We start from the raw sequence: 19,334 nt of genomic DNA, 5'->3' as shown, positions 1-19,334 counted from the left end.
CCGATGAACTCGAACCCCGCCGCGATCGCGGCCAGTCGCGAACTGCTGATCGATGGCCGCCCGCTGCGGGTGTTCGATGGTCTGTTGCCGAACGTCGACCAATACGTGCAGGGCCTGTCGCGCGCGGCATTCACCCGTACCGAGATCGCCAGGCCCGAAACCGCCGAGTACAAGCACTGGGCGACCGAAATCAAGCTGGACGCCCTGGTCCGGCAGCCCATCTTCGAGGTCACGCGACAGGCAGTCGCGGCATTCTGTTCCCAGGGCGTCGGCTACAAGCCATACCGGGCCTATACCAATGTCGCCAGCTACGGCGACATGCTGTTCACCCACACCGATTGCCTTCCGGACCAGCATGACCTGACCGCGCTGTGGTACCTGTGCGAGCGATGGGACATCGAATGGGGCGGAGAAACGATGTTCTACGACGCACGGGATGAGGTGGCCTGCGCCGTGACGCCCAAGCCCGGTCGCCTGGTCGTGTTCGACGGCGCCATCAAGCACGTGGGCCGACCGCCCAATCGCATCTGTTATGCGCCGCGCTATACCTTCGCGATCAAGTTCGAACGCGTAACCGGCCAGTGATGGAATCGGTCGATCTGAATGACGCCCACTGGTTCCCGGTGGACTTGCACGTACGGGAAGGACGGTTCGCGTTCCTGCGCCTGGACGAGCGTGTGCTCGAAACGTCCAGCTTCCTCGACACGCGCATCGAGGCGCCGCTGGCGGAAGCCCTGGCGGGGCCAGCCGATGCCGCAAGCGACCTCCCGGTATCGCCGCGGGTGAGTTGGCTGCTGCACACGTCATTTTGCGGATCGACCCTGCTGGCGCGCATCCTGCACGCTCCTCCCCACAGCACCTGCCTGCGCGAACCGCTGGTGCTGCGGCGGTTGGGCGATGCCCGCCATGCCAGCCAAGCCATCGAGGGGGTCATAGGGCCTGCGGTCGCATTGCTGGCGCGCCCTTGGCATGAAGGCGGCCGGGTTGTCATCAAGCCGACGCACGCCGCGCTAAACGTCGCCGCGGACCTGTTGGCGCAGACGCCCGCAAGCCCAGCACTGGTGCTGACGTCGTCGCTGGACGATTTCCTGGTGTCCAACCTGAAGAAATCGGCCGAGTCCCAGGCGAAGATTCCGTTGCTGGCGGAACGGGCGGTGCAGGCATCCGGATTCCATGTGCGCCTGCCGCCTGCCGCGTTCGATCCGCCCGATCTGCTGTGTGCGGCGGTCATACAATGGGCGGCACAGCGTGAGCTGCTCAGGCAGATCATCGGGGCCGCAGGTCCGGCCCGGATGCGCGTCGTCGACATGTCGACCCTCCTCGCGGACCTGCCCGGTGTTGCAGCGGCGGCCGCGCGATGGCTGCAGCTGGACATACCTGACGCCGAACTGCACGCCAGCTGCCTGCGCGAGGGTGGGCGTAACGCCAAGGCGACCGAAGCGGCTTATAGCCCGGGCCAGCGCGCGGAAGACTCGCGCTACCTGGAGCGTACGTTTGCTCCGGTGATCGCGCGCGCCAAGGATTGGGCGGCGACGCATGTCCTGCCGCATCTCCACCCGCAGGCCTTGAATGCAGCATCGAGCTGGTCACTGACATGAAAGCAACACCGCTGGAGCAGGAAATCGGGCGCTTGTGGAATCGCGGCGAGGCGGCCTCGAATGCCAAGCAGTGGCGCGAAGCGGCAGACGCGTTTGCCGCCATCGTGGCCCGGGATCCCAGGCACCTGCCGGCGTTGCTGAAGTCCTCCGGTGCGCTGCTGCGTCTCGATTCGTACCGGGCCGCGCGCGAAAACCTCCTGGCCGCGCTCAAGCTGGCCAACAACCATCCCGGGTTGGTGATGGAGTTGGGCCGGAAGCTGCGTACGTTCCACGAAGCCGAACTCCTCCTGCGCCTGGTCAAGGGCAGTGGCTTCGCACAGCGGGCCGATCCCCGCATGCTGACGGAGATGGCACTCATCGTGAGTTCGGTGGGCGACCAGGAGCTGGCGCTGGAACTGGTGACCCGGGCCGTCAACATGGATCCGCGCGGCGCGCAACCGCGCTACCTGCGCGGCACCGTGCTGATGTTCCTGGGCAGGATGGAAGAGGCTGAGCAGGAGCTCGAGGCGAGCATCCGGTTGCTGCCGACCTTCGCCCAGTCGCACTGGGTGCTTTCCAGGCTACGCAAGTGGTCCGATGGGGAAAACCACGTCGAACGCCTGAGCAAACTCATTGCGCAGACTCCGTCGGGCACCGAAGCCGAGGCATACCTGGCGTTCGCGCTGCACAACGAGCTCCACGACCTGAGACGGTACGAGGAGTCGTGGGCGATGCTGGAACGCGGCTGCAAGGCCAAGCAAAAGATCGATCCCTACGACGATGCCAAGGGGCGGGAGCTGTTCGCGGCGGTCAAGTCGATCTGCACTGCGGATTTCGTGCAATCGCCTCCGCGCGAGGATGAATACACGTCGATATTCATCGTCGGCATGCATCGATCGGGAACGACGCTGCTCGAACGCATCCTGGGCGGCCATAGCATGGTGTCCGATGGCGGGGAAACCTATGCGTTCACCGCCCAGCTCAAGATCGCGAGCGACCACAAGATCCAGCACGCATTGGATATCGACGCTGCCCGGCGCCTGCCGGGTGCAGACTTCGACGCGATCGGTCGAGGGTTCGTCGAGGGTTCGCGTTGGCGGGCGAAGAACAAGCCCTACCTGACCGAGAAGCTGCCGCCGAACCTGATCAACGCCGGCTTCATCGCCAAGGCGCTTCCGAGCGCGAAGATACTGCACATGGTGCGTGATCCGATCGATACCTGCTTCTCGAATCTGCGCACATACTTCTCCAACGCGGCGCTGTATTCGTTCGACCAAGTCACCCTCGCGAACCACTTCGGCCAGTACCGCGACCTGATGCAGCACTGGCGCGAGGTCATGCCCACGAGGCTGCTCGACATCGGTTACGACGATCTCGTCAACGACACCCCGGCCACCGCCGGGCGGATTTTCGACTTCTGCGGCCTTCCGTATGAAGGGGACGCGCTGCGGGTGGAGCGTTCGACGGGCGCCGTGTCGACCGCGAGCAGCGCGCACGTGCGGCAGGGCATCCTCACCAATCGCGGCGCCGCATGGAAGCCCTATGAGGAGCACCTGCAGCCGATGCTGGGACGCCTGTCCGAATTGGGGCTGATCTAAGCGCCGAGCGCCGCCTGACCAGCGCGGTCCGCGTCCTTCATCCCGAACCAGCAGTTGAAAGCGATGGTGATGCGGGTGTCGTTCCCGAAGAAGGGCAGGACCTCATGTTGCAGCCACGAGGGAAACAGGACCAGCTGACCAGGCTGGAACCGGACGCTCCAGGTTCCATGGTGGTAGGGCGCGCGCAGGCGCAGGTTGCCCGAATCCAGAAAGTAGTTGCTGTAGTGGTGCGGATTGTGGAATCGCAGCACGCCTGACTCCGGACGGTCCTCCGGAGTCGTTCCCGGATCGACGCAGTACACCCCCGACCAGGAAGCCATCGGGTGGGTGTGCAGGATCGTGAATCCGCCGTTCCTGGTTACGTGGAACCAGGTGTGCGAAAAGATCTGCAGCAGCCGCATTTCCTCCGCGCTGTAGCCATTGAGCTGCTGTATGGCCCGCCCGAGCGTGGCCCAGCAGAACTGCCGGAGTTGCTGCACGCACGTCTCCGGCCAGGAGAACAGGTTGAAGTCGCTCTCGAACACGCCTGCCTGCTGCTTCAGGGAGGGGCTGGGGTTCGCGTAGCGATCGCCCTCGCCCTCGCGTGCCAGCAGGAGCTGCTTCAACTGGGCGTTCAAGGATTCCGCGTTCGGCAGCCAGTCCTGGACGAGTGGAACGGCAAAAACAGGGCTGATCTCGAAGGGCATGTTGGCTGGTCGCGGTGCGGATGCAGGCAAGTCTACCGTTTGTTCCGACCGCGCAAAAAACTACGGCCCCTTTCGGGGCCGTAGCGGTGGTACTTACAAACTAAGCCGATCAGAACTTCTGCGTATAACGCATGTAGTAGAAGCGGCCCGGGACTTCGTACTGCGGGTCGAAGCTGTTGGCGAACGCCTGCACCGAACGCGGCGGGTCCTTGGCGAACACGTTGTTCAGACCCAGGGTGATCTTCGCGTTCCACGGCGCATTCCAGTACACGCTGGCGTCGTGGTACGTGGTCGCACCGATGTGGTTCTGTGCAGCCGGGGTCGGCACGCCTTCGACGTCGACGATACGGTCCGGGTCCGAGCACAGGAACGAGTAGCCGTAGTCGACGAACGCCTGGCAGTCTTCGTCCTGGTCATCGTAGTAACGGATGTTCCAGGTCGCACCCCAGTCGCCCATCTCCCAACGCGTGGCCACGTTCGAGCGGATGCGCCAGCCGTTGTTGTTCTGGCTGTACTCGCCGATCGCGGTCGGGGCCGCCGTGCCTTCGCTCTTCGCCAGGTACGTGGTGTCCCAGGTGAAGCTGAACTTGCCCCACGCGGTTTCCGGCAGCTTGTAGCCGACGGTCATGTCGTAGCCTTCGACCTTCAGATCGCCGAAGTTCACCGGACCGGAGGTCAGGTTGAGCGAACCGCCCGGGTTGCGGGTGAACAGGGCGCAGAAGTCCTGGCGACCATCACGTACGCAGCCATCGACGATCGTCTGACCGCTGGTGACCGTGATCGTGTCCTGCATCTCGATCTGCCACCAGTCCAGCGAGATGTCGAAGCCTTCCAGCCAGCTGGGGTTGTAGACGAAGCCCAGGGTCTTGGAGGTCGACAGTTCCGGACGCAGGTTCGGGTTGCCGCCGACATTGATGCGGATCTGCGGGTTGCCCTGGTCGTAACCACCGGCCGGCACGCCTTGGGCCACGCAGCGAGCCTGCGCGTCAGGCGACAGGTTCGGGAACGAAGCCAGGTTGCAGGGGTCGGCGATGGTCGGGAACGAGTCGCCCAGACCGGCGAACAGTTCACCGATCGACGGAGCGCGGAAGCCTTCGGCCCAGTTACCACGGATCATCAGGTCGTCGATCGGCTTCCAGCGGAAACCGAACTTGCTGTTGAGCGTGTCACCGAAGTTGCTGTAGTCGGAGTAGCGGGTCGCGACGCTCAGGTCGAGCAGACGTGCGAACGGCACATCCTTGAGCAGCGGGATCGCCAGTTCCAGGTACGCTTCGTCGACGCTGTAGCCACCGGCGGTGGCGGTACGGGCGTTACCGGTGGTGTTGCCCGAGTTGATCAGCGCGTCCGGCGAGTCGAAGCCCGACTCGGTGCGGTGTTCCAGACCGAACGAGAACGCGAACGCACCGGCGTCGCCGATGTCGAACAGCTCGCCGCCGATGTTGGCGTAGTAGGTCTTCTGCTTGTACTCGAACTGGTCGTGCGCCACGAAGGTGACGTAGTCCAGCATCTCCGGAGTGATCGAGCCCGGGGCGCCGAGCAGGTTCAGCGGGACGCAGCCCGGGATGACCGTGCCGAGGTTGCCGGCGGTGGTTACGCAGACCGGGGTGCCCGAAGCGTCGAGCATCGACGGGCCCAGCGCATTCTTCAGCGCGAGGACGTTGAACAGACCGTTGGTGACGTTGTTCGACTGGTTACGGCCCCAGAAGAAGCCCGTTTCCCAATCAAGGACGCGGTCGTTCCAGATGCCGAGGCTGCCTTCGAACGCGCCGTCGAACGCGAAGGTCGACACGTCCTGGTTGAACGAACGGCCGCCGGTTTCCACGGCGCGGCGTTGGATGCGGCTGACCGGAGCACCAAACGGGTTGTAGATGTTGTTGGCGCTGATGCTGATCTGGCGCGACTGCGTGTTGGCACCGGGGCCGCTACCCAGCACGATCGGCATCGCCGCGAGCAGCTGCTCGGACACGCGCTCGTTGTAGGTCGTGGTGGTCTTGAAGCGCAGGTTGTCGGTGATGTCCAGCGAGCCGTTGGCGAAGATCGAACGGCGTTCCTGCGGGGTCAGCAGGTAGTTGTCCGGAGCGAAGTTGTAGAAGTCCGCGCCAGTACGGTTGCGCCAGTCGCGTCCGGCGGTGCCGTCGTTGTAGGTGAACTGGCCAACCGAACCCGGGGTCTGGGTGCCGCCACCGGCCGTGCCGCCAGGCGTCGCCGTGGTCGGGCGGGTTTCCGCCACGCTGCATCCGCCGGTGATCGGGTTGATTACGCCGGTGCAGAGGGCGAAGCGGCCGCCGGGGGTGGTCGAGCTGCCGAACGCGGTGCCGGTACCGGCAACGGGCTCAGCGGAGATGTCGCGGTCGCCCGCCCACACCGGCTCTTCCTTCACGTAACCGATACCGAGCATGGCAGCCCAGCGGTCGCCGGCGCTGCCGACGGTGAAGTCGTAGGCCTGACGGGTGCCGTCGCCCTTGTCGAACTGGCCGATGTAAGCGTTGGCTTCGGCGCCGTCGAAGTTCTGGCGCAGGATCACGTTGACCACGCCGGCGATCGCGTCGGAGCCGTAGATCGACGAGGCGCCGTCCTTCAGCACTTCGATGCGCTCGACCGCAGCGGTCGGGATGGTGTTGAGGTCGACCGCGCCGCCCAGACCGGTACCACCGATCCAGCGACGGCCGTTGACCAGCACCAGGGTGCGGTTGGAACCGAGGTTACGCAGGCTGACGCGGGTTTCGCCGTTGCCGCCGTTGTTGAACGTGCTGTTGAGGGTCGAACCGTTGGACGTGATGTTCTGGATCACGTCGCCGACCGAAGTCAGGCCTTGCGCGCTGATTTCGTCGCGGCTCAGCGAGAACACGGGCTGCGAAGTTTCGATGTCGGTGCGCTTGATGCGCGAGCCGGTCACTTCGATGCGATCGAGGGTGGTGGCTTCCCTTTCTTGCGGCTGCGGTGCCGTTTCCTGCGCGAACGCAGTGCCGGTACCCGCAATGGTGCCCACGGCGATTGCGAGGGTGATCGCATCGCGGAGCTTGGTGGTCTTCAAGGTCATCTCTCTCTCCAAGTCGGTCTTGGTTTGTTTCCCATGGGAACCTCCCCGGCGGAGTCAAGGAAGACACCAAAACCGGCAAGGCCGTCCGGATAGTAGACGGCTCCCCGGAAAAATTAAAGTGTCGTTAACAAGCGCCGACGAATGGTCGCGACAGCCCCACGGAGGGGTCCCGAGCGGTGTTCAGGGAGGGAGAAACGCCCTGGGAGGGCGGGTGCAACTAACCCGGGACTCAGAGGTCCTGTTCGTACCGGACGTAGGGCACGGTGCCTTCGTCCTTGTCGCTGGGGGCGAACGGGTTCTTGCCCCGGGTCACCACGTTTTCCGCTCCGACGGTCAGTTGACCGCTCCAAGGAGTGCGCCAGGTGAAGCCCAGGCCGAGGCCGCCCCATTCGCCCGGAACACCTGGGGTGTCGATGACGCGACCGATGATGTTCGCGCCAAAATTGCCTACTCCGGCGCCCACCGTGAAGGTCTTGGTGGTCCAGCGATCGGCCATTTCGGAGGGGATGTCGTCGGCCGGGATCAGGCGCGCGCGCGCGAGCGTGCCACCGATGGAAACGGTAGCTTCGCGGCCGATATTCTTCTGGCCGTACAGCGTGAGGCTGTTCTGGTCGAGCCTGCCGGCCTTGGTGTTGGGGCTAAGCCAACCGGGGAGGGCGTCGCGAGCGTTGCCCAGAATCAGTCCGAGGCGGCCGCTGCCGCGGGTCAGGCTGGCTCCTGCCGCGAATTGGCGATCGCTGCCGTCGTTGTCGAGGGTGGCCAGCATGCAATGGTTGGCGAGATTGCCGATGGCCGATGCCAGGCCGCTCTGGCGGTCGCAAACCAGGCCCAGTGTGTCGCCGGCGGCGACGCCAAAGGCCGCGTCCAGCGTATTGCCGCCCACGCGCCAGCGGGCGCCGGCCGTGGGAGTGGTGCTGGGCTCGAGTTGGAGGACCGCCTCGAGCTTGCCGTTGGTGTTCCAGACCGGCAGCAGGGTGGCGTCTGTCTTGCCTCCGCCCGATTGCGCGTGCGCGCCCGCTACTGCGCCCAGGGCGAGCAGGATGGCGAGTGGCAGCTGGAAGAGGCGCGCTTTCATGGCGTGGTTACGACCGGGTCCTGCCGGTGAAGTTCCCCGCTTTCTGGGCCTAGGACTATAGCTACTTTATGCTTATTTAACAATCTGTGCGGTGCGTCGCAAGCCCGTCACTGGGTCCGTTCGGGCGCCGGCTGGAGGTCCGGACTAACCACGAAGAGCCCGGCGATCTGCTCGGGGCTGAAGCGGTACGACTGTCCGCAGAACTCACAACGGACCACCGCTTCCCCATCGGCCAGCGCGGCATGGGCCTCCTCGTGCCCTAGCGAGGTCAGCATGGCTTCGACCCGCTCACGCGAGCAGGAGCAGGCAAAGGACAGGGGGCGGCTCCCCAGCAGCTGCACGCCATCTTCGTGGAAGAGCCGGGTGACCAGCTCTTCGCCGCTCCATTCCAGCAGTTCCCGGGGGGTGAGCGTGTCGAAGAGGGCCCCCGCGCGCACCCATCCGTCCTCATCGCCCGCATCGCCGGGTAGCTTCTGCAGCATCAGGCCCGCGGCGGCGTTGTCGTCCGCGGCGAGCAGCAGGCGCGTGGGCAATTGCTCCGAACGGCGGAAATAGTCCTCAAAAGCGCCTGCGAGCGAATCGGATTCCAGACCGACCAGCCCCTGGTATCGCATCGGCTCGCGGCCATCGCGCGACGGGTTCTCGATGGTGATGGCAAGCATCGCGTCGGGGCCGAGCTCGCGCAGGTCACGCGAAACCGTGCCTTCCTCCGAGAGTTGGGCGATGCCGCGCAGCGTTCCCGCGGCGGTGCACTCCGCGAAGAGGGTGCGCAGCGCGCCGTGGCCACGCAGTTGGACCGAAAGCCGGCCGTCGACCTTGGCGTGTCCGGTGAAGAGCGCGGCCGCGGCGGCGGTTTCGCCCAGCAGTTCGGAGGCCGCCGGAGGATATTCGGCCCGGGTGCGGATCTGCTGCCACGTATCCTGCAGATGGACACGCACGCCGCGGACGCCCGCGCCTTCGATCAGGAAACGGGTCAGCTGGTCACGGTCTGCGGAGGTCGTCATGGTGGCTCGTACGGTAAGGCGCGCGACATCCACGATAATGCGCGCCATCGGTTGCGGGATGACCGCGAAATGGGGACGGGGGACACCGGGTGCAAGACGCGATTCAACAAGCTCCAGGCCGGGTCATCGCCCCGAAGCCAGCGCGTCAGCGCTGGCGGGCCTGGCTGTGGCGGCTGCCCCTGCTCTTTGTTGCTCTGACGGCGCTGCAGGTCCTGCTCCTACGTTTCTTCGATCCACCGTTCACCGCGTTCATGACCGCGCGGCAGTTGGAGGCGTGGGGGTCGGGCGATTTCGGCTTCCGCATCGCCTACGACTGGCGCGATCTGGATGAGATCTCGCGGAACGTTCCCCTGGCGATGATCGCGTCGGAGGACCAGAACTTCGCCACCCACAGCGGCTTCGACTTCAAGGCGATCGAGAAGGCGCGCGTCCATAACGAGCGCGCAGAAGAACGGGCACGCAAGCGCAATCGCCCGGTCAAGCGCATTCGCGGCGCGAGCACGATCACCCAGCAGACGGCGAAGAACCTGTTCCTGTGGAAGGGGCAGGGCGTCACGCGCTGGGCACGCAAGGGGCTGGAGGTCTGGTACACGGTGCTCATCGAAGCCACCTGGCCGAAGCGCCGCATCATCGAGGTGTACGTCAACACCGTCGAGCTTGGAGACGGCGTATACGGGGCACAGGCTGCAGCGCGCACGTACTTCCGCAAGGATGCAAGGAACCTCGCGCCGGCCGAGGCCGCGCGCATGGCGGCCGTGCTGCCCAATCCTCGCCGCTACAGCATCGCGCGCCCCGGTCCCTACGTGCAGCGGCGCAGCAACGCGATCCAGCGGCAGATGCGCTACATGGGTGGGCCGCCCTTCCTGCAGCGCATCGATTGAGCGCGAAGACGCACCGGTGCGCGCCGACCGGTACCATTCGCCCATGATCCGTGACCTGCTGACCGTCGTCGTTGCAGCCTTCAACGAGGCCCAGGCCCTGCCGCTCCTGCATCCGCGCCTGCGGGCCGTGCTCGACGGCATGCCGGACGTCGAGGGCCGCGTGCTCTACATCGACGACGGTAGCGGTGATGACACCTGGGCCGTGCTGCAGCGCATCGCCGCCGAGGATCCGCGCGTGAGCTTGCTGCGGTTGTCACGCAACTTCGGCAAGGAGGCGGCGCTGACCGCAGGCCTGGACCACGTCGAGGCGGGCGCGGCCCTGATCCTGGACGCCGACGGGCAGGATCCGCCGGAACTGATTCCGCAGTTCGTCGCCAAGTGGCGCGAGGGTTACGACGACGTATTCGGCACCCGTATCGAACGCGAGGGCGAAGGCTGGCTCAAGCGCAGCACCGCCCATGCCTTCTACCGCGTGATCGGCCGTCTGTCGCACACCCCGATCCCCGCCGATACCGGGGATTTCCGCCTGCTTTCGCAGCGTTCGCTGGCCGCCCTGCGGCAACTGCGGGAACGCCACCGGTTCATGAAAGGACTGTTCGGCTGGGTCGGCTTCAATACCGTCGCCATTCCCTACCACCGCGAAGCGCGCAGCGCCGGGGCCAGCAAGTTCAACCTGTGGCGGCTGTGGAACTTCGCCCTGGAGGGCATCACCAGTTTCTCCACCGCGCCGTTGCGCCTGGCCACCTACCTGGGGCTGATGACCGCTGCGGTCGCCTTCGTCTACGCCTTGTGGATCGTGATCAAGGCGATGTTCTGGGGTGATCCGGTCGCCGGCTGGCCGACCATGATGGCGGTCATCCTGTTCCTGGGGGGCGTGCAGCTCATCGCCCTGGGCCTGATCGGCGAATACCTCGGCCGGTTGTACGAGGAAGCCAAGCAGCGGCCGCTCTACCTGGTCGATGCCTGGAAGCCCGCCGCAGGAGTATTCTCTTCCTCGCCAGTCGCCATCGAAGGAGAGAGCCATGCGCACCGTACGGCAGCTGCTCGAAGCGAAAGCCCCTGAGATCTACGCAATCGAGCCTGATGCGCCGGTAATCGATGCGATCCGGCTGATGGCCGAGAAGCGCATTGGTGCCGTGCTGGTGATGGAAGGTTCGCGCCTGGTCGGCATCCTGTCGGAGCGCGATTACGCGCGCAAGATCGTCCTCCAGGGGCGCTCGTCCAGCGACACGCCGGTGAGCACGATCATGACCGGCGACGTCATCACCGTGCGGCCCGAAGACACCGCGGATCGTTGCATGCAGATCGTCACCAACGAGCGCATCCGCCACCTGCCGGTGGTGCGTGGCGGCGAGGTGATCGGCGTCGTATCCATCGGCGACCTGGTGAAAGCGGTGATCGAGGACCAGCAGGTCGAACTCGACCAGTTGCAGCGCTACATCGCGAGCTGATCGCGTCCGGCATCACCTGGCGTAGCGACCGCCGCACTGCGCGTCCTTGCCGGGTCCCAGTTCCAGTGTCGCCAGCAGCGCGGCTGGCGGTGCGATGTTGGCGAGGGTGAGTGCCAAGGCGCTGCGCAGGCCGATCCGGCCGTAGTCGGGGTGGAATTCGGGGTTCCTGAAGGTGCCGTCGATCCACAGGGGTACGCGCAGCGCGAACAGGCTGCGATCTTTCGGGCGTGGGCGCAGCTTGAGCTGCAGCGTCTCGTCGCGCAGGTTGATCGTGCCTTCGCCGACGATGATGGTGTCCGTGGTGTCGAAGGCGAGCGAGCGTGTTGTCATCACCCCATTGCTCACGTCGAAGTCGCCGAACGCGCAACGCACCGGAACCTTGCGGTCGCCCCGCACCATGAACTTGAGCGCCTCGGCGATATCGATGCCCGCCAGTTCCATCAGCAGGTTGCTGATCTGGCCGCTGCCCATGCCGATGGCCACGTCGCCGTTGCTGCTTCCGAGCATCAATGCGATCGAATTGCCCGTGCCGCTCAGGGAGATGTCGCCGCCGATGCGACCGATCGCATCCTGCGCGAGCTTCACGTCCGGGACCATCTCGCGCAGCTTCAGTCCCTGCGCATCGATCCGGGCGCGGGTGCGGATCGGGCTCTCGCGCGCGTCCATGCGGACGACGGCGCGTATCTGCCCGCCGGCGACGCCGAAGTTGAGCGGCTCCAGGCGCAGCAGGCCGTTCTCGAGCAGCAGGTGCGTGTCCATGTCGTCCAGCGGCCATTTCGGCGCATTGATGCGATGGGCCTTGTAGTGGACGTCCGCGTCCATGGCCCGCAGCTTGTCCAGTTCGTACGGGCGGTCGGGTAGCAGGCGCGCGCGCGCGCGATCGTTCGCGGCCCGGGCTGCGAGTTCGGCATTGGTCGACTCGCCATTGCCGGATTGCGGTGCCTTGTTGATGAAGCCGGCGAGGTCGTCGAAATCGAGCCGCTTCGACGCCATGGTCGCGCGCAGGAATGGGCGTGCGCCACCGACGGTTACGCTGGCATCCCCCGCAAGATCGCTGTCGCCAACGACGCCGTGGAAGTTGTCGTAATGCCAAGTGCGCTTCTTCGCATCGACGATGTCCCGCGTCAGGCGCCCGTCGAGCTGGTAGGGCGGGGTGTTGGGGGTGACGATGCCGAGCAGCGGGTAGAGGTCCGCCATGTCCTTGCCGGAGAGGGCGAGCTGCAGGTCAAAGTTTCGCAGCAGCACCGGGTCCACCAGCGTGCCGCGCGCGTGCGCGCGCGTGTTGCCCGCGCTGCCGTGCACGTCGATGCGATACGGGCGCTGGCGGTCGCGCAGGGCCAGGGGCGATTCGGCACGGCCGTGCATGGCGAAGCGGTTGCCCTTCCAGCGGCCGCCGCCTTCGATCTTGACCGATGACGCCGCGTTGTCGGCATCGCGATCGCTGGCCACGCTGGTCGCGATGTCGGTTCGATTCGCGGCGTCGACGTAGGTCAGCCGCCCGTCATCGATCCATAGTTGCGAGAACTGCGCGTTAGGTTCACCGCCTTGCCCGAATTTCCAGTTGCCGATGCGCTGCGGCCCGACTTCGAGATGCAGGACGGGGCGGGTGAGCCGCAGGTCCGGGATGCGTACCTGGCGGCGCAGCAGCGGCCAGATGCCAATGCGGAATTGGACGCGATCGGCAGAGGCCATGATCGGCTGCTTCGACCACGCGGCGTTGCCGAACTTGACCGCGTCCGCGCGGATCGTCGGCGCGCGCCAATCGAGGTCGACATCGAGATCGCCACCGATATCAAAGGTCCGGCCGGTACGCGCCTCCACCTGGCGTTCGATCGGGCCTTTGAACCAGTTCCAGTCCCATAGCAGGACCAGGACGATCAGCCCGCAGATGACCAGGGCGAGCGCCGTCAGCCACGGATGCCGCCGCAATGCGGTGACAGTCGCCAAGGCCTTTCCGGGGGAACGTTGCGTATCCATGTCGGAGGATCGAGGGCCCGCGGAGCGGGACCTCCTGGCTTCCGCGGCGCATCGCCATTGCCGTCACCATCGGCAAATGCGGGTCAAGCGTCGGTGAACGCGTTGTCGCGGATTCAGCGGAGAGGCGTCAGGCCGCGGGAACGACCTGTGCCATCACAGAGACGTAATGGCACACGCTGCCGGCGATCACGAACATGTGCCATACCGCATGCGAGTAGCGCATGGAGGGCCGATGGTAGAACACCGTGCCCAGCGTGTAGCACACGCCCCCAGCCAGCAGCCAACCGAAGGTCCAGCCATCGAGTGCGCGGAATACGGGCATGATCGCCGCCAAGACCAGCCAGCCCATCGCGACGTAGATGAGCGTGGACAGCAGCTTGAAGCGGCCCGTGAAGAACAGCTTGAACACGATGCCGGCCAACGCCAGCGTCCAGATCGCCACGAACAGCCACCAGCCGAGCGCCCCGCGCAGGCCGATCAGGGTGAAGGGCGTGTAGGTGCCGGCGATGAGCAGGTAGATCGCGCAGTGATCGAACACCTTCAGCCGCGCCTTGGCCACTGGGTGCTGGATCGCGTGGTAGAGCGTCGAGGCGACGTACAGCAGCAGCAGGCAGACGCCGAAGACGATCGCGCCGATGAGCTGCCAGCCATCCCCGAACCGCGCCGCCAGCGCGACCAGCACCGCGCCGCCGGCGAGAGCGGCCGTGGCGCCGACCCCGTGGGTCAGGGCATTCGCGATTTCCTCGCGGATCGTGTGGCTCGCGGGCTTCGTCGTCATGGTCGGAGCATCGATGTCCTGGCTGGAGCAAATGCTCTGGGTCGGTCCCGGGGCCTTATGATCTGGGGCCCGAACGCCCAGCGCGGCTGATGATTACACGCGGATGATCATTTCCCACCAGCATCGTTTCGTCTTCGCCGCCATTCCCAAGACGGGAACGCATTCGGTAAGGCAGGCCTTGCGCGAGCACATGAGTGCGGAGGATCTCGAGCAGGTGGGACTCTTCGTCAACAAGCGCTTTCCATTCGAGGAGTTGGCGCGCATCCGCCACGGGCACATCAGCCTGCAGCAGGTGAGGCCATTCCTGGGCGAGGAAGCGTTCTTGGGCTATTTCAAGTTCGCCTTCGTGCGCAATCCCTTCGACCGCTTCGTGTCCTATTGCGCGTTCATGACCCGCGAGACCGGCGGATTCGACAAGGACCCGCAGCAGGTCATGCGCAAGATGTTGTTCGAGTTGCGGCCGATGCACCATGTCCTGTTCCAGCCGCAGCATACATTCGTCACCGACGACGAGGGGCGGCTGCTGGCCGACTACGTCGGGCGCGTTGAAGAGATGCAGGCGTCATACGACGAGGTCTGCGCGAGGATCGGGATTCCGTCCTCGCCCCTGGGGCAGGTGAACAGCTCCAAGCGCGGAAAGTACCGCGACTATTACGACCAGGCGCTCATCGATGGCGTCGCGGAGCTGTACGCCCGGGACCTGGAACTGTTTGGTTACGGCTTCTGAGGCCGAAACAGGAACGCCCGGCGCGTGCCGGGCGTTCGGTGCTGCCTCAAGGTGCTTGTTATTGCGGCATCATCGCGCCCGCGTCCTGCAACTGCGCTACGTAGCTGCCCCAGCCCATGAAGCACGCCACCATCCCGAGCACGCACAGCAGCAGCGGGATCTTGTTGTCCGCGAAGTTCAGCAGCGCGAAGACCAGCGACACGAACGGAACGAACAGCGAGCCCAGGCCCCACAGCACGCTGGTGCGGAAAGCATTGACCACGATCCACAGGCTACCGACTAACGACAGGATGACTCCCAACCAGAACATACGTTTCCCCTTGAATTGGATGCTTGGACGAACGCCGCCCCCGGCGGCCTCCGGACACTAGCCCATCGAAAGGGAAGTGTGAAGCCTGTCACGCTTCAGTCCATGGCGACCGCGTGCGCATGCTCGCGGGTGGCGAGGAACTGCACGTCGGGCGCGCGCTCCTGCGCCAACTGCAGGTTGACTCGGGTAGGCGCCAGGTAGACCAGCTCGCCGGCCGCATCGACGGACAGGTTCATGGCGTTCTTGTCGCGGAACTCCTCGAGCTTCTTCGCGTCGTTGCAGCGGATCCAGCGCGCGGTGGCGACGTTGACCTGCTCGAAGCTCGCATCCACGCCGTATTCGTCCTTCAAACGGTAGGCGACCACGTCGAACTGCAGCATGCCGACGGCGCCCAGGATCAGGTCGTTCGACATCAGCGGGCGGAAGAACTGCGTGGCACCTTCCTCGGACAGTTGCGCGAGGCCCTTCTGGAGCTGCTTGAGCTTGAGCGGATCGCGCAGGCGCGCGCGGCGGAACAGCTCGGGCGCGAAGTTCGGGATGCCGGTGAAGGCGAGCATTTCGCCCTCGCTGAAGCTGTCGCCGATCGAGATCGTGCCGTGGTTGTGGATGCCGATCACGTCGCCGGGCCAGGCGCTCTCGGCGATCTCGCGGTCGCTGGCCATGAAGGTCAGCGCGTTGGCGAGCTTCACTTCCTTGCCGCTGCGCGGATGGAAGGCCTTCATGCCCGCGCTGAACTTGCCCGAGCAGATGCGCATGAACGCGACGCGGTCGCGATGCTGCGGGTCCATGTTCGCCTGGATCTTGAACACGAAGCCGGACAGGTGGGTCTCGTACGGCGCGACTTCGCGCGTCGTGGTCGCGCGCGGCTTGGGCGACGGCGCGTGCTCGACGAAGAAGTCCAGCAGCAGCTGCACGCCGAAATTGTTCACCGCCGAGCCGAAGAACACCGGCGTCTGCCTGCCGGCGAGGTAGGCGGCCGGATCGAACGGATGCGAGGCGCCCTGCACCAGTTCCAGTTCGTCGCGCAGTTCCGCCAGCATGGCGGCGCCGATGCGCGCTTCGAGCGCGGGATCGTCGATGGATCCGAAGATGGTCGAATCCTGGCGGGTGAAGTTCTTGCCCTGCTCGTACAGGTGCACTTCGCCGGACATCAGGTGCACCACGCCTTTGAGGCGCTGCCCCATGCCGATCGGCCAGGTGACGGGGGCACACTGGATGCCCAGCACCGATTCGACTTCATCGAGCAGGTCGATCGGATTCTTGCCCTCGCGGTCGAGCTTGTTGATGAAGGTCATGATCGGGGTGTCGCGCAGGCGGCACACCTCCATCAGCTTGATCGTGCGTTCTTCCACGCCCTTGGCCACGTCGATGACCATCAGTGCCGAGTCGACCGCGGTGAGCACGCGGTAGGTGTCCTCGCCGAAGTCGGCGTGGCCGGGCGTGTCGAGCAGGTTGACGATGCGACCCTCGTAGGGGAACTGCATCACCGACGAGGTCACCGAGATGCCGCGCTCCTTTTCCAGCGCCATCCAGTCGGAAGTCGCATGGCGCGCGGCCTTGCGGCCCTTGACCGAACCGGCCATCTGGATCGCGCCGCCGAACAGCAGCAGTTTTTCGGTCAGCGTGGTCTTGCCGGCGTCGGGGTGCGAAATGATCGCGAACGTGCGGCGGCGCAGGGCTTCGAGGGAAACGTCGGACATGGCAGCGGCGCGCGGGAGGGCGCGTCGGGAAGCGGGGAAGGGGGCAGATTATAGGCGAGCCGGTCGCCGATCTTCCGGCGGGCCGGGCCTGACCGGCTTACCGTCGGGCTACGGCTGGCCGCCGGCGCCGCCGGCAATCCGCAGCGGGCCCGCCGGGCCGCGCATGCGGAACGGCAGCGATTCGAGCTTCATGCCGCGATTGACCTGGATGACGAAATGCAGGTGCGGCCCGGTCGTGAAGCCGGTGTTCCCGGACAGCCCGATCTGCTGGCCGGCGCGGACGCGCTGGCCGACCCGCACCATCGCCCCCTCGGACTTCAGGTGCGCGTACAGCGCCATGGTCCCGTCGTCGTGCAGGATGCGGATGAAGTTGGCGCGGCCGCCGTACCGCTCGCGGTTGAGGCCGGCCTTCTCGAAATCGTTCTCGACCTGCATCACCACGCCCTCGCGCGCCGCCACCACCGGGGTGCCCACATCGGCGGCGAGGTCGATCGCGTAGCGGTTCTGCGGATCGTTGTGGCTGAAGCTGCCGCCGAAGCCCTGGTCGATGCGCAGGGCGCGCTGCTGCAACGGCAGCAGGTATTCGAAGTCGCGCGGGCGCGCGCTGGGATCACCGGGCAGGCTGTCCATCAGCAGTTCGCCGCCGCGCGTGGCGTCCAGCACCGCGACCAGGGTGGTGCCGCGTGCGGGAACCGTGGCTCGCGCCGGCAGCGGCGGATCGCTGTCGACGCCGCCGCCACGCGCCTGCAGCAACACCTCGATCGGGCCGGCGAGGTTGTTGTCGGCGAATGCGAGGTAGCGGCCGTTGCTGGTTTCCAGCCGGAGGCGCGCGACCGCGCGCGGCTCGGCGACGACGGGAATGACCTTCACCGAGCCCGCTTTCACGGCGGGATTGGCGCCGTCGGGCGCGTTGTCGCCGTAGTGGGTGATTCCGTTCTTGTCGGTCCACTTGTAGACCTTCGCCGCATGCGCGCCCGCCACTACGCCGCACATCAGCGCGGCGACGAAAACGGCAACGATGGAACGTTGGACTGCCATGACGGTGTTACTCGGTGCACCCCTGCTTCAGGCCCAGCGAGCTTGCCACATCGCGCAGATCGAAGGCGGATACGGCCTTGTCGTCGCTCTGGGCAAATAGCGCGCCACCGGGGAATCCCGCCATCGCCGCGGCGTGCAGCGTGACGCCGTCGGTGCGCGCGGTCTTCGCGCCCTGGAAGCTGCCCACCGGCTTGAGGGTCACGCGGTCGAACAGATGGAAGATCGTCAGCGGCGCGAGCTGGTCCACGGCGATCCAGTAGCCGCTGCCATCGGGGCACGTCCACAGCGCCACGCCCTCGGCCTCCGCGCCGAACGCGTCCTGGGGCAGGCTGCGGCCGGTGTACTTGCCGCTGAAGGTGTATTCGCGCAGCGTGGACAGGTGGCGGCGGTCCTCGTCGGCGACCAGCATGCGGTCGTTCTCGGGGTCGCCCGCGATCGACTCGACCATGCGCAGCGCCGACTCCTCGTGCGTATCGCCGAAGGAACCGGCGTACTGCGCGCGCATCGCGCCATCCTGGTCGAAAACCACGCGGTAGCGGCGCACGCGCTGGTTCAGTTCCTCGAACGGCGGCACGACGTCGAACTTCTTGCCGTACATGAAGCTGTCGGTGATGTAGACGTCGTACTCGCCCGGCTCCTTCTCGGTCAGCCAGATGCCGTACGGACTGCGCAGCTCCTTCTCGCCGAAGGTGCCGACGGTCTTGAAGTCGGGCAGCGACAGCAGTTGCACGCGGTGGTTGTCGCGCTCGACCACGAACAGGTAGTCGCCCTGCACGGCGATGCCGTTGGGACGCTTGAACTGGCCCGGGCCCGGGCCTTCCTCGCCGAACGTGCGCAGTTGCTCGCCGGTGTCGGCGTCGAACACCACCAGGCGGTGGCTCGACTTGCCCGTAGCGATCAGCCAGGTCTTGCCGTCTTCGGTCGGCCAGGTGGCGAGCGAGTCGAGCTCCTCGGAGGGGACGTCGGCGGAGATGTAGGCCTCGACCACCGTCACGGGGTTGGGGGCGACGACAGGCGCGGGAGGCGTGGATTCGCGCGGGGCGGTGGCGCAGGCGCTCAGCAGGACGGCGAGGCCTGCCGCGGTCAGGAGGCGTGGGTTCATGCGACTGGAGTGTACGGAAGGCAAGGCGATGCTGGCGGTGATTGTGTCGAAACCGCGTCGGATCGAAAACGGGTTGTCCGCCAATTCGCGACGGGTGCCCGTGCCGGGCGGGCCGTCATGACCAAATCGAATATGTATCGCTTTATCGCGATCAAGCGATTGACCGACCGGCCGGTCGCAGGCAGACTGCGTCCATCCATCGAGACCGGCTGAGGGACAGGCCCTTTGACGCCGGGGCAACCTACCGCTTCCACCGCTACGCGGCTGGGGCGGGAAGGTGCCAACTCCTGCGGACCCGCGCGCGGTGTCCGGAAGATGGTTGTGACATTCGCCCGGCCCGGGCGAACGCGCAGCTGAGCTCGGTGGTCCCTTCCGGATGGAATCACCGCC

The 19,334-nt window shown here is 65.9% G+C and carries 17 protein-coding genes and 1 riboswitch; of the genes, 7 read left to right on the top strand and 10 right to left on the bottom strand.

Features of this window, described 5'->3' with window-relative positions; all coding sequences use genetic code 11:
• The first annotated feature begins 3 nt into the window (after positions 1-3).
• From BP05_RS06700 to BP05_RS06690, 3 genes are read left to right on the top strand one after another with little or no spacing between them, the layout of a single operon-like run.
• A complete protein-coding gene (locus BP05_RS06700) occupies positions 4-585 on the top strand; it encodes a 2OG-Fe(II) oxygenase (protein ID WP_496361750.1) in 582 nt (193 codons plus the stop codon).
• The gene (locus tag BP05_RS06695) at positions 585-1,598 is read left to right on the top strand and encodes a hypothetical protein (protein WP_496361748.1); all 1,014 of its coding nucleotides are present in this window, start codon (positions 585-587) and stop codon (positions 1,596-1,598) included. Before BP05_RS06700 ends, BP05_RS06695 begins: the two co-directional genes overlap by 1 nt.
• The gene (locus BP05_RS06690; protein ID WP_496361746.1) at positions 1,595-3,175 is read left to right on the top strand and encodes a tetratricopeptide repeat-containing sulfotransferase family protein; all 1,581 of its coding nucleotides are present in this window, start codon (positions 1,595-1,597) and stop codon (positions 3,173-3,175) included. Before BP05_RS06695 ends, BP05_RS06690 begins: the two co-directional genes overlap by 4 nt.
• Here the strand turns inward: BP05_RS06690 and BP05_RS06685 are convergent.
• From BP05_RS06685 to hslO, 4 genes are all read right to left on the bottom strand, one after another.
• Complete coding sequence (locus tag BP05_RS06685; RefSeq protein ID WP_496361744.1) at positions 3,172-3,861, bottom strand: putative 2OG-Fe(II) oxygenase; 690 nt, start codon at positions 3,859-3,861, stop codon at positions 3,172-3,174. The genes BP05_RS06690 and BP05_RS06685 overlap by 4 nt on opposite strands.
• A 109-nt stretch (positions 3,862-3,970) precedes the next feature.
• Complete coding sequence (locus tag BP05_RS06680) at positions 3,971-6,901, bottom strand: TonB-dependent receptor domain-containing protein (protein ID WP_496361742.1); 2,931 nt, start codon at positions 6,899-6,901, stop codon at positions 3,971-3,973.
• A gap of 229 nt (positions 6,902-7,130) precedes the next feature.
• Positions 7,131-7,940: an XOO1806 family protein gene (locus tag BP05_RS06675; RefSeq protein WP_496362310.1), complete on the bottom strand. Its 810-nt coding sequence runs from the start codon at positions 7,938-7,940 to the stop codon at positions 7,131-7,133.
• A 143-nt stretch (positions 7,941-8,083) separates the two neighbouring features.
• The gene (gene hslO, locus BP05_RS06670; protein WP_496361740.1) at positions 8,084-8,980 is read right to left on the bottom strand and encodes an Hsp33 family molecular chaperone HslO; all 897 of its coding nucleotides are present in this window, start codon (positions 8,978-8,980) and stop codon (positions 8,084-8,086) included.
• A gap of 101 nt (positions 8,981-9,081) precedes the next feature.
• Here hslO and mtgA point away from each other — a divergent pair, with 101 nt between their 5' ends.
• Genes mtgA through BP05_RS06655 form a run of 3 tightly spaced genes read left to right on the top strand, consistent with a single transcriptional unit; the run spans position 9,082 to position 11,312 of the window.
• The gene (mtgA, locus tag BP05_RS06665) at positions 9,082-9,861 is read left to right on the top strand and encodes a monofunctional biosynthetic peptidoglycan transglycosylase (protein WP_496362308.1); all 780 of its coding nucleotides are present in this window, start codon (positions 9,082-9,084) and stop codon (positions 9,859-9,861) included.
• A 43-nt stretch (positions 9,862-9,904) separates the two neighbouring features.
• Positions 9,905-10,924 (top strand): glycosyltransferase family 2 protein, encoded by a 1,020-nt coding sequence (locus tag BP05_RS06660; RefSeq protein ID WP_496361738.1) that lies wholly within the window; start codon positions 9,905-9,907, stop codon positions 10,922-10,924.
• Positions 10,884-11,312, top strand: coding sequence for a CBS domain-containing protein (locus tag BP05_RS06655; RefSeq protein WP_496361736.1), 429 nt, complete (start codon positions 10,884-10,886; stop codon positions 11,310-11,312). The genes BP05_RS06660 and BP05_RS06655 overlap by 41 nt, the downstream gene beginning before the upstream one ends.
• A 12-nt stretch (positions 11,313-11,324) precedes the next feature.
• Here BP05_RS06655 and BP05_RS06650 read toward each other — a convergent pair whose 3' ends face one another.
• On the bottom strand, positions 11,325-13,289 hold the full coding sequence (locus BP05_RS06650) for an AsmA family protein (RefSeq protein WP_496361734.1): 1,965 nt from the start codon (positions 13,287-13,289) through the stop codon (positions 11,325-11,327).
• Positions 13,290-13,416: 127 nt separating this feature from the next.
• Positions 13,417-14,067: a PAQR family membrane homeostasis protein TrhA gene (trhA, locus tag BP05_RS06645; protein ID WP_496361732.1), complete on the bottom strand. Its 651-nt coding sequence runs from the start codon at positions 14,065-14,067 to the stop codon at positions 13,417-13,419.
• 103 nt (positions 14,068-14,170) lie between these two features.
• Between trhA and BP05_RS06640 the strand changes: the two genes are divergently transcribed.
• A complete protein-coding gene (locus BP05_RS06640) occupies positions 14,171-14,794 on the top strand; it encodes a sulfotransferase family 2 domain-containing protein (protein ID WP_496361730.1) in 624 nt (207 codons plus the stop codon).
• 58 nt (positions 14,795-14,852) lie between these two features.
• Here the strand turns inward: BP05_RS06640 and BP05_RS06635 are convergent, their stop codons facing one another.
• From BP05_RS06635 to BP05_RS06620, 4 genes are all read right to left on the bottom strand, one after another.
• Complete coding sequence (locus BP05_RS06635; RefSeq protein WP_496361728.1) at positions 14,853-15,104, bottom strand: hypothetical protein; 252 nt, start codon at positions 15,102-15,104, stop codon at positions 14,853-14,855.
• Positions 15,105-15,199: 95 nt separating this feature from the next.
• The gene (locus BP05_RS06630; protein WP_496361726.1) at positions 15,200-16,804 is read right to left on the bottom strand and encodes a peptide chain release factor 3; all 1,605 of its coding nucleotides are present in this window, start codon (positions 16,802-16,804) and stop codon (positions 15,200-15,202) included.
• Between the two features lie 108 nt (positions 16,805-16,912).
• Positions 16,913-17,842, bottom strand: a complete 930-nt coding sequence (locus BP05_RS06625) for a peptidoglycan DD-metalloendopeptidase family protein (protein WP_496361724.1) — start codon at positions 17,840-17,842, stop codon at positions 16,913-16,915.
• Positions 17,843-17,849: 7 nt separating this feature from the next.
• On the bottom strand, positions 17,850-18,944 hold the full coding sequence (locus tag BP05_RS06620; protein WP_496361722.1) for a phytase: 1,095 nt from the start codon (positions 18,942-18,944) through the stop codon (positions 17,850-17,852).
• Positions 18,945-19,137: 193 nt separating this feature from the next.
• A riboswitch (SAM riboswitch) is annotated at positions 19,138-19,266 on the top strand.
• Positions 19,267-19,334: the final 68 nt, after the last annotated feature.

The organism is Lysobacter oryzae DSM 21044 (assembly GCF_059568595.1).
The sequence above is the reverse complement of the archived record's forward strand: the minus strand, read 5'-3'. Positions and strand labels throughout refer to the sequence as shown.

What these genes read in the sequence shown, in the direction of transcription:
- BP05_RS06700 (WP_496361750.1), top strand. Translation starts at nt 4, where the DNA reads ATGAACTCGAACCCCGCCGCGATCGCGGCCAGTCGCGAACTGCTGATC.
- BP05_RS06695 (WP_496361748.1), top strand. Translation starts at nt 585, where the DNA reads ATGGAATCGGTCGATCTGAATGACGCCCACTGGTTCCCGGTGGACTTG.
- BP05_RS06690 (WP_496361746.1), top strand. Translation starts at nt 1,595, where the DNA reads ATGAAAGCAACACCGCTGGAGCAGGAAATCGGGCGCTTGTGGAATCGC.
- BP05_RS06685 (WP_496361744.1), bottom strand. Translation starts at nt 3,861, where the DNA reads ATGCCCTTCGAGATCAGCCCTGTTTTTGCCGTTCCACTCGTCCAGGAC.
- BP05_RS06680 (WP_496361742.1), bottom strand. Translation starts at nt 6,901, where the DNA reads ATGACCTTGAAGACCACCAAGCTCCGCGATGCGATCACCCTCGCAATC.
- hslO (WP_496361740.1), bottom strand. Translation starts at nt 8,980, where the DNA reads ATGACGACCTCCGCAGACCGTGACCAGCTGACCCGTTTCCTGATCGAA.
- BP05_RS06660 (WP_496361738.1), top strand. Translation starts at nt 9,905, where the DNA reads ATGATCCGTGACCTGCTGACCGTCGTCGTTGCAGCCTTCAACGAGGCC.
- BP05_RS06655 (WP_496361736.1), top strand. Translation starts at nt 10,884, where the DNA reads ATGCGCACCGTACGGCAGCTGCTCGAAGCGAAAGCCCCTGAGATCTAC.
- BP05_RS06650 (WP_496361734.1), bottom strand. Translation starts at nt 13,289, where the DNA reads ATGGATACGCAACGTTCCCCCGGAAAGGCCTTGGCGACTGTCACCGCA.
- trhA (WP_496361732.1), bottom strand. Translation starts at nt 14,067, where the DNA reads ATGACGACGAAGCCCGCGAGCCACACGATCCGCGAGGAAATCGCGAAT.
- BP05_RS06640 (WP_496361730.1), top strand. Translation starts at nt 14,171, where the DNA reads ATGATCATTTCCCACCAGCATCGTTTCGTCTTCGCCGCCATTCCCAAG.
- BP05_RS06635 (WP_496361728.1), bottom strand. Translation starts at nt 15,104, where the DNA reads ATGTTCTGGTTGGGAGTCATCCTGTCGTTAGTCGGTAGCCTGTGGATC.
- BP05_RS06630 (WP_496361726.1), bottom strand. Translation starts at nt 16,804, where the DNA reads ATGTCCGACGTTTCCCTCGAAGCCCTGCGCCGCCGCACGTTCGCGATC.
- BP05_RS06625 (WP_496361724.1), bottom strand. Translation starts at nt 17,842, where the DNA reads ATGGCAGTCCAACGTTCCATCGTTGCCGTTTTCGTCGCCGCGCTGATG.
- BP05_RS06620 (WP_496361722.1), bottom strand. Translation starts at nt 18,944, where the DNA reads ATGAACCCACGCCTCCTGACCGCGGCAGGCCTCGCCGTCCTGCTGAGC.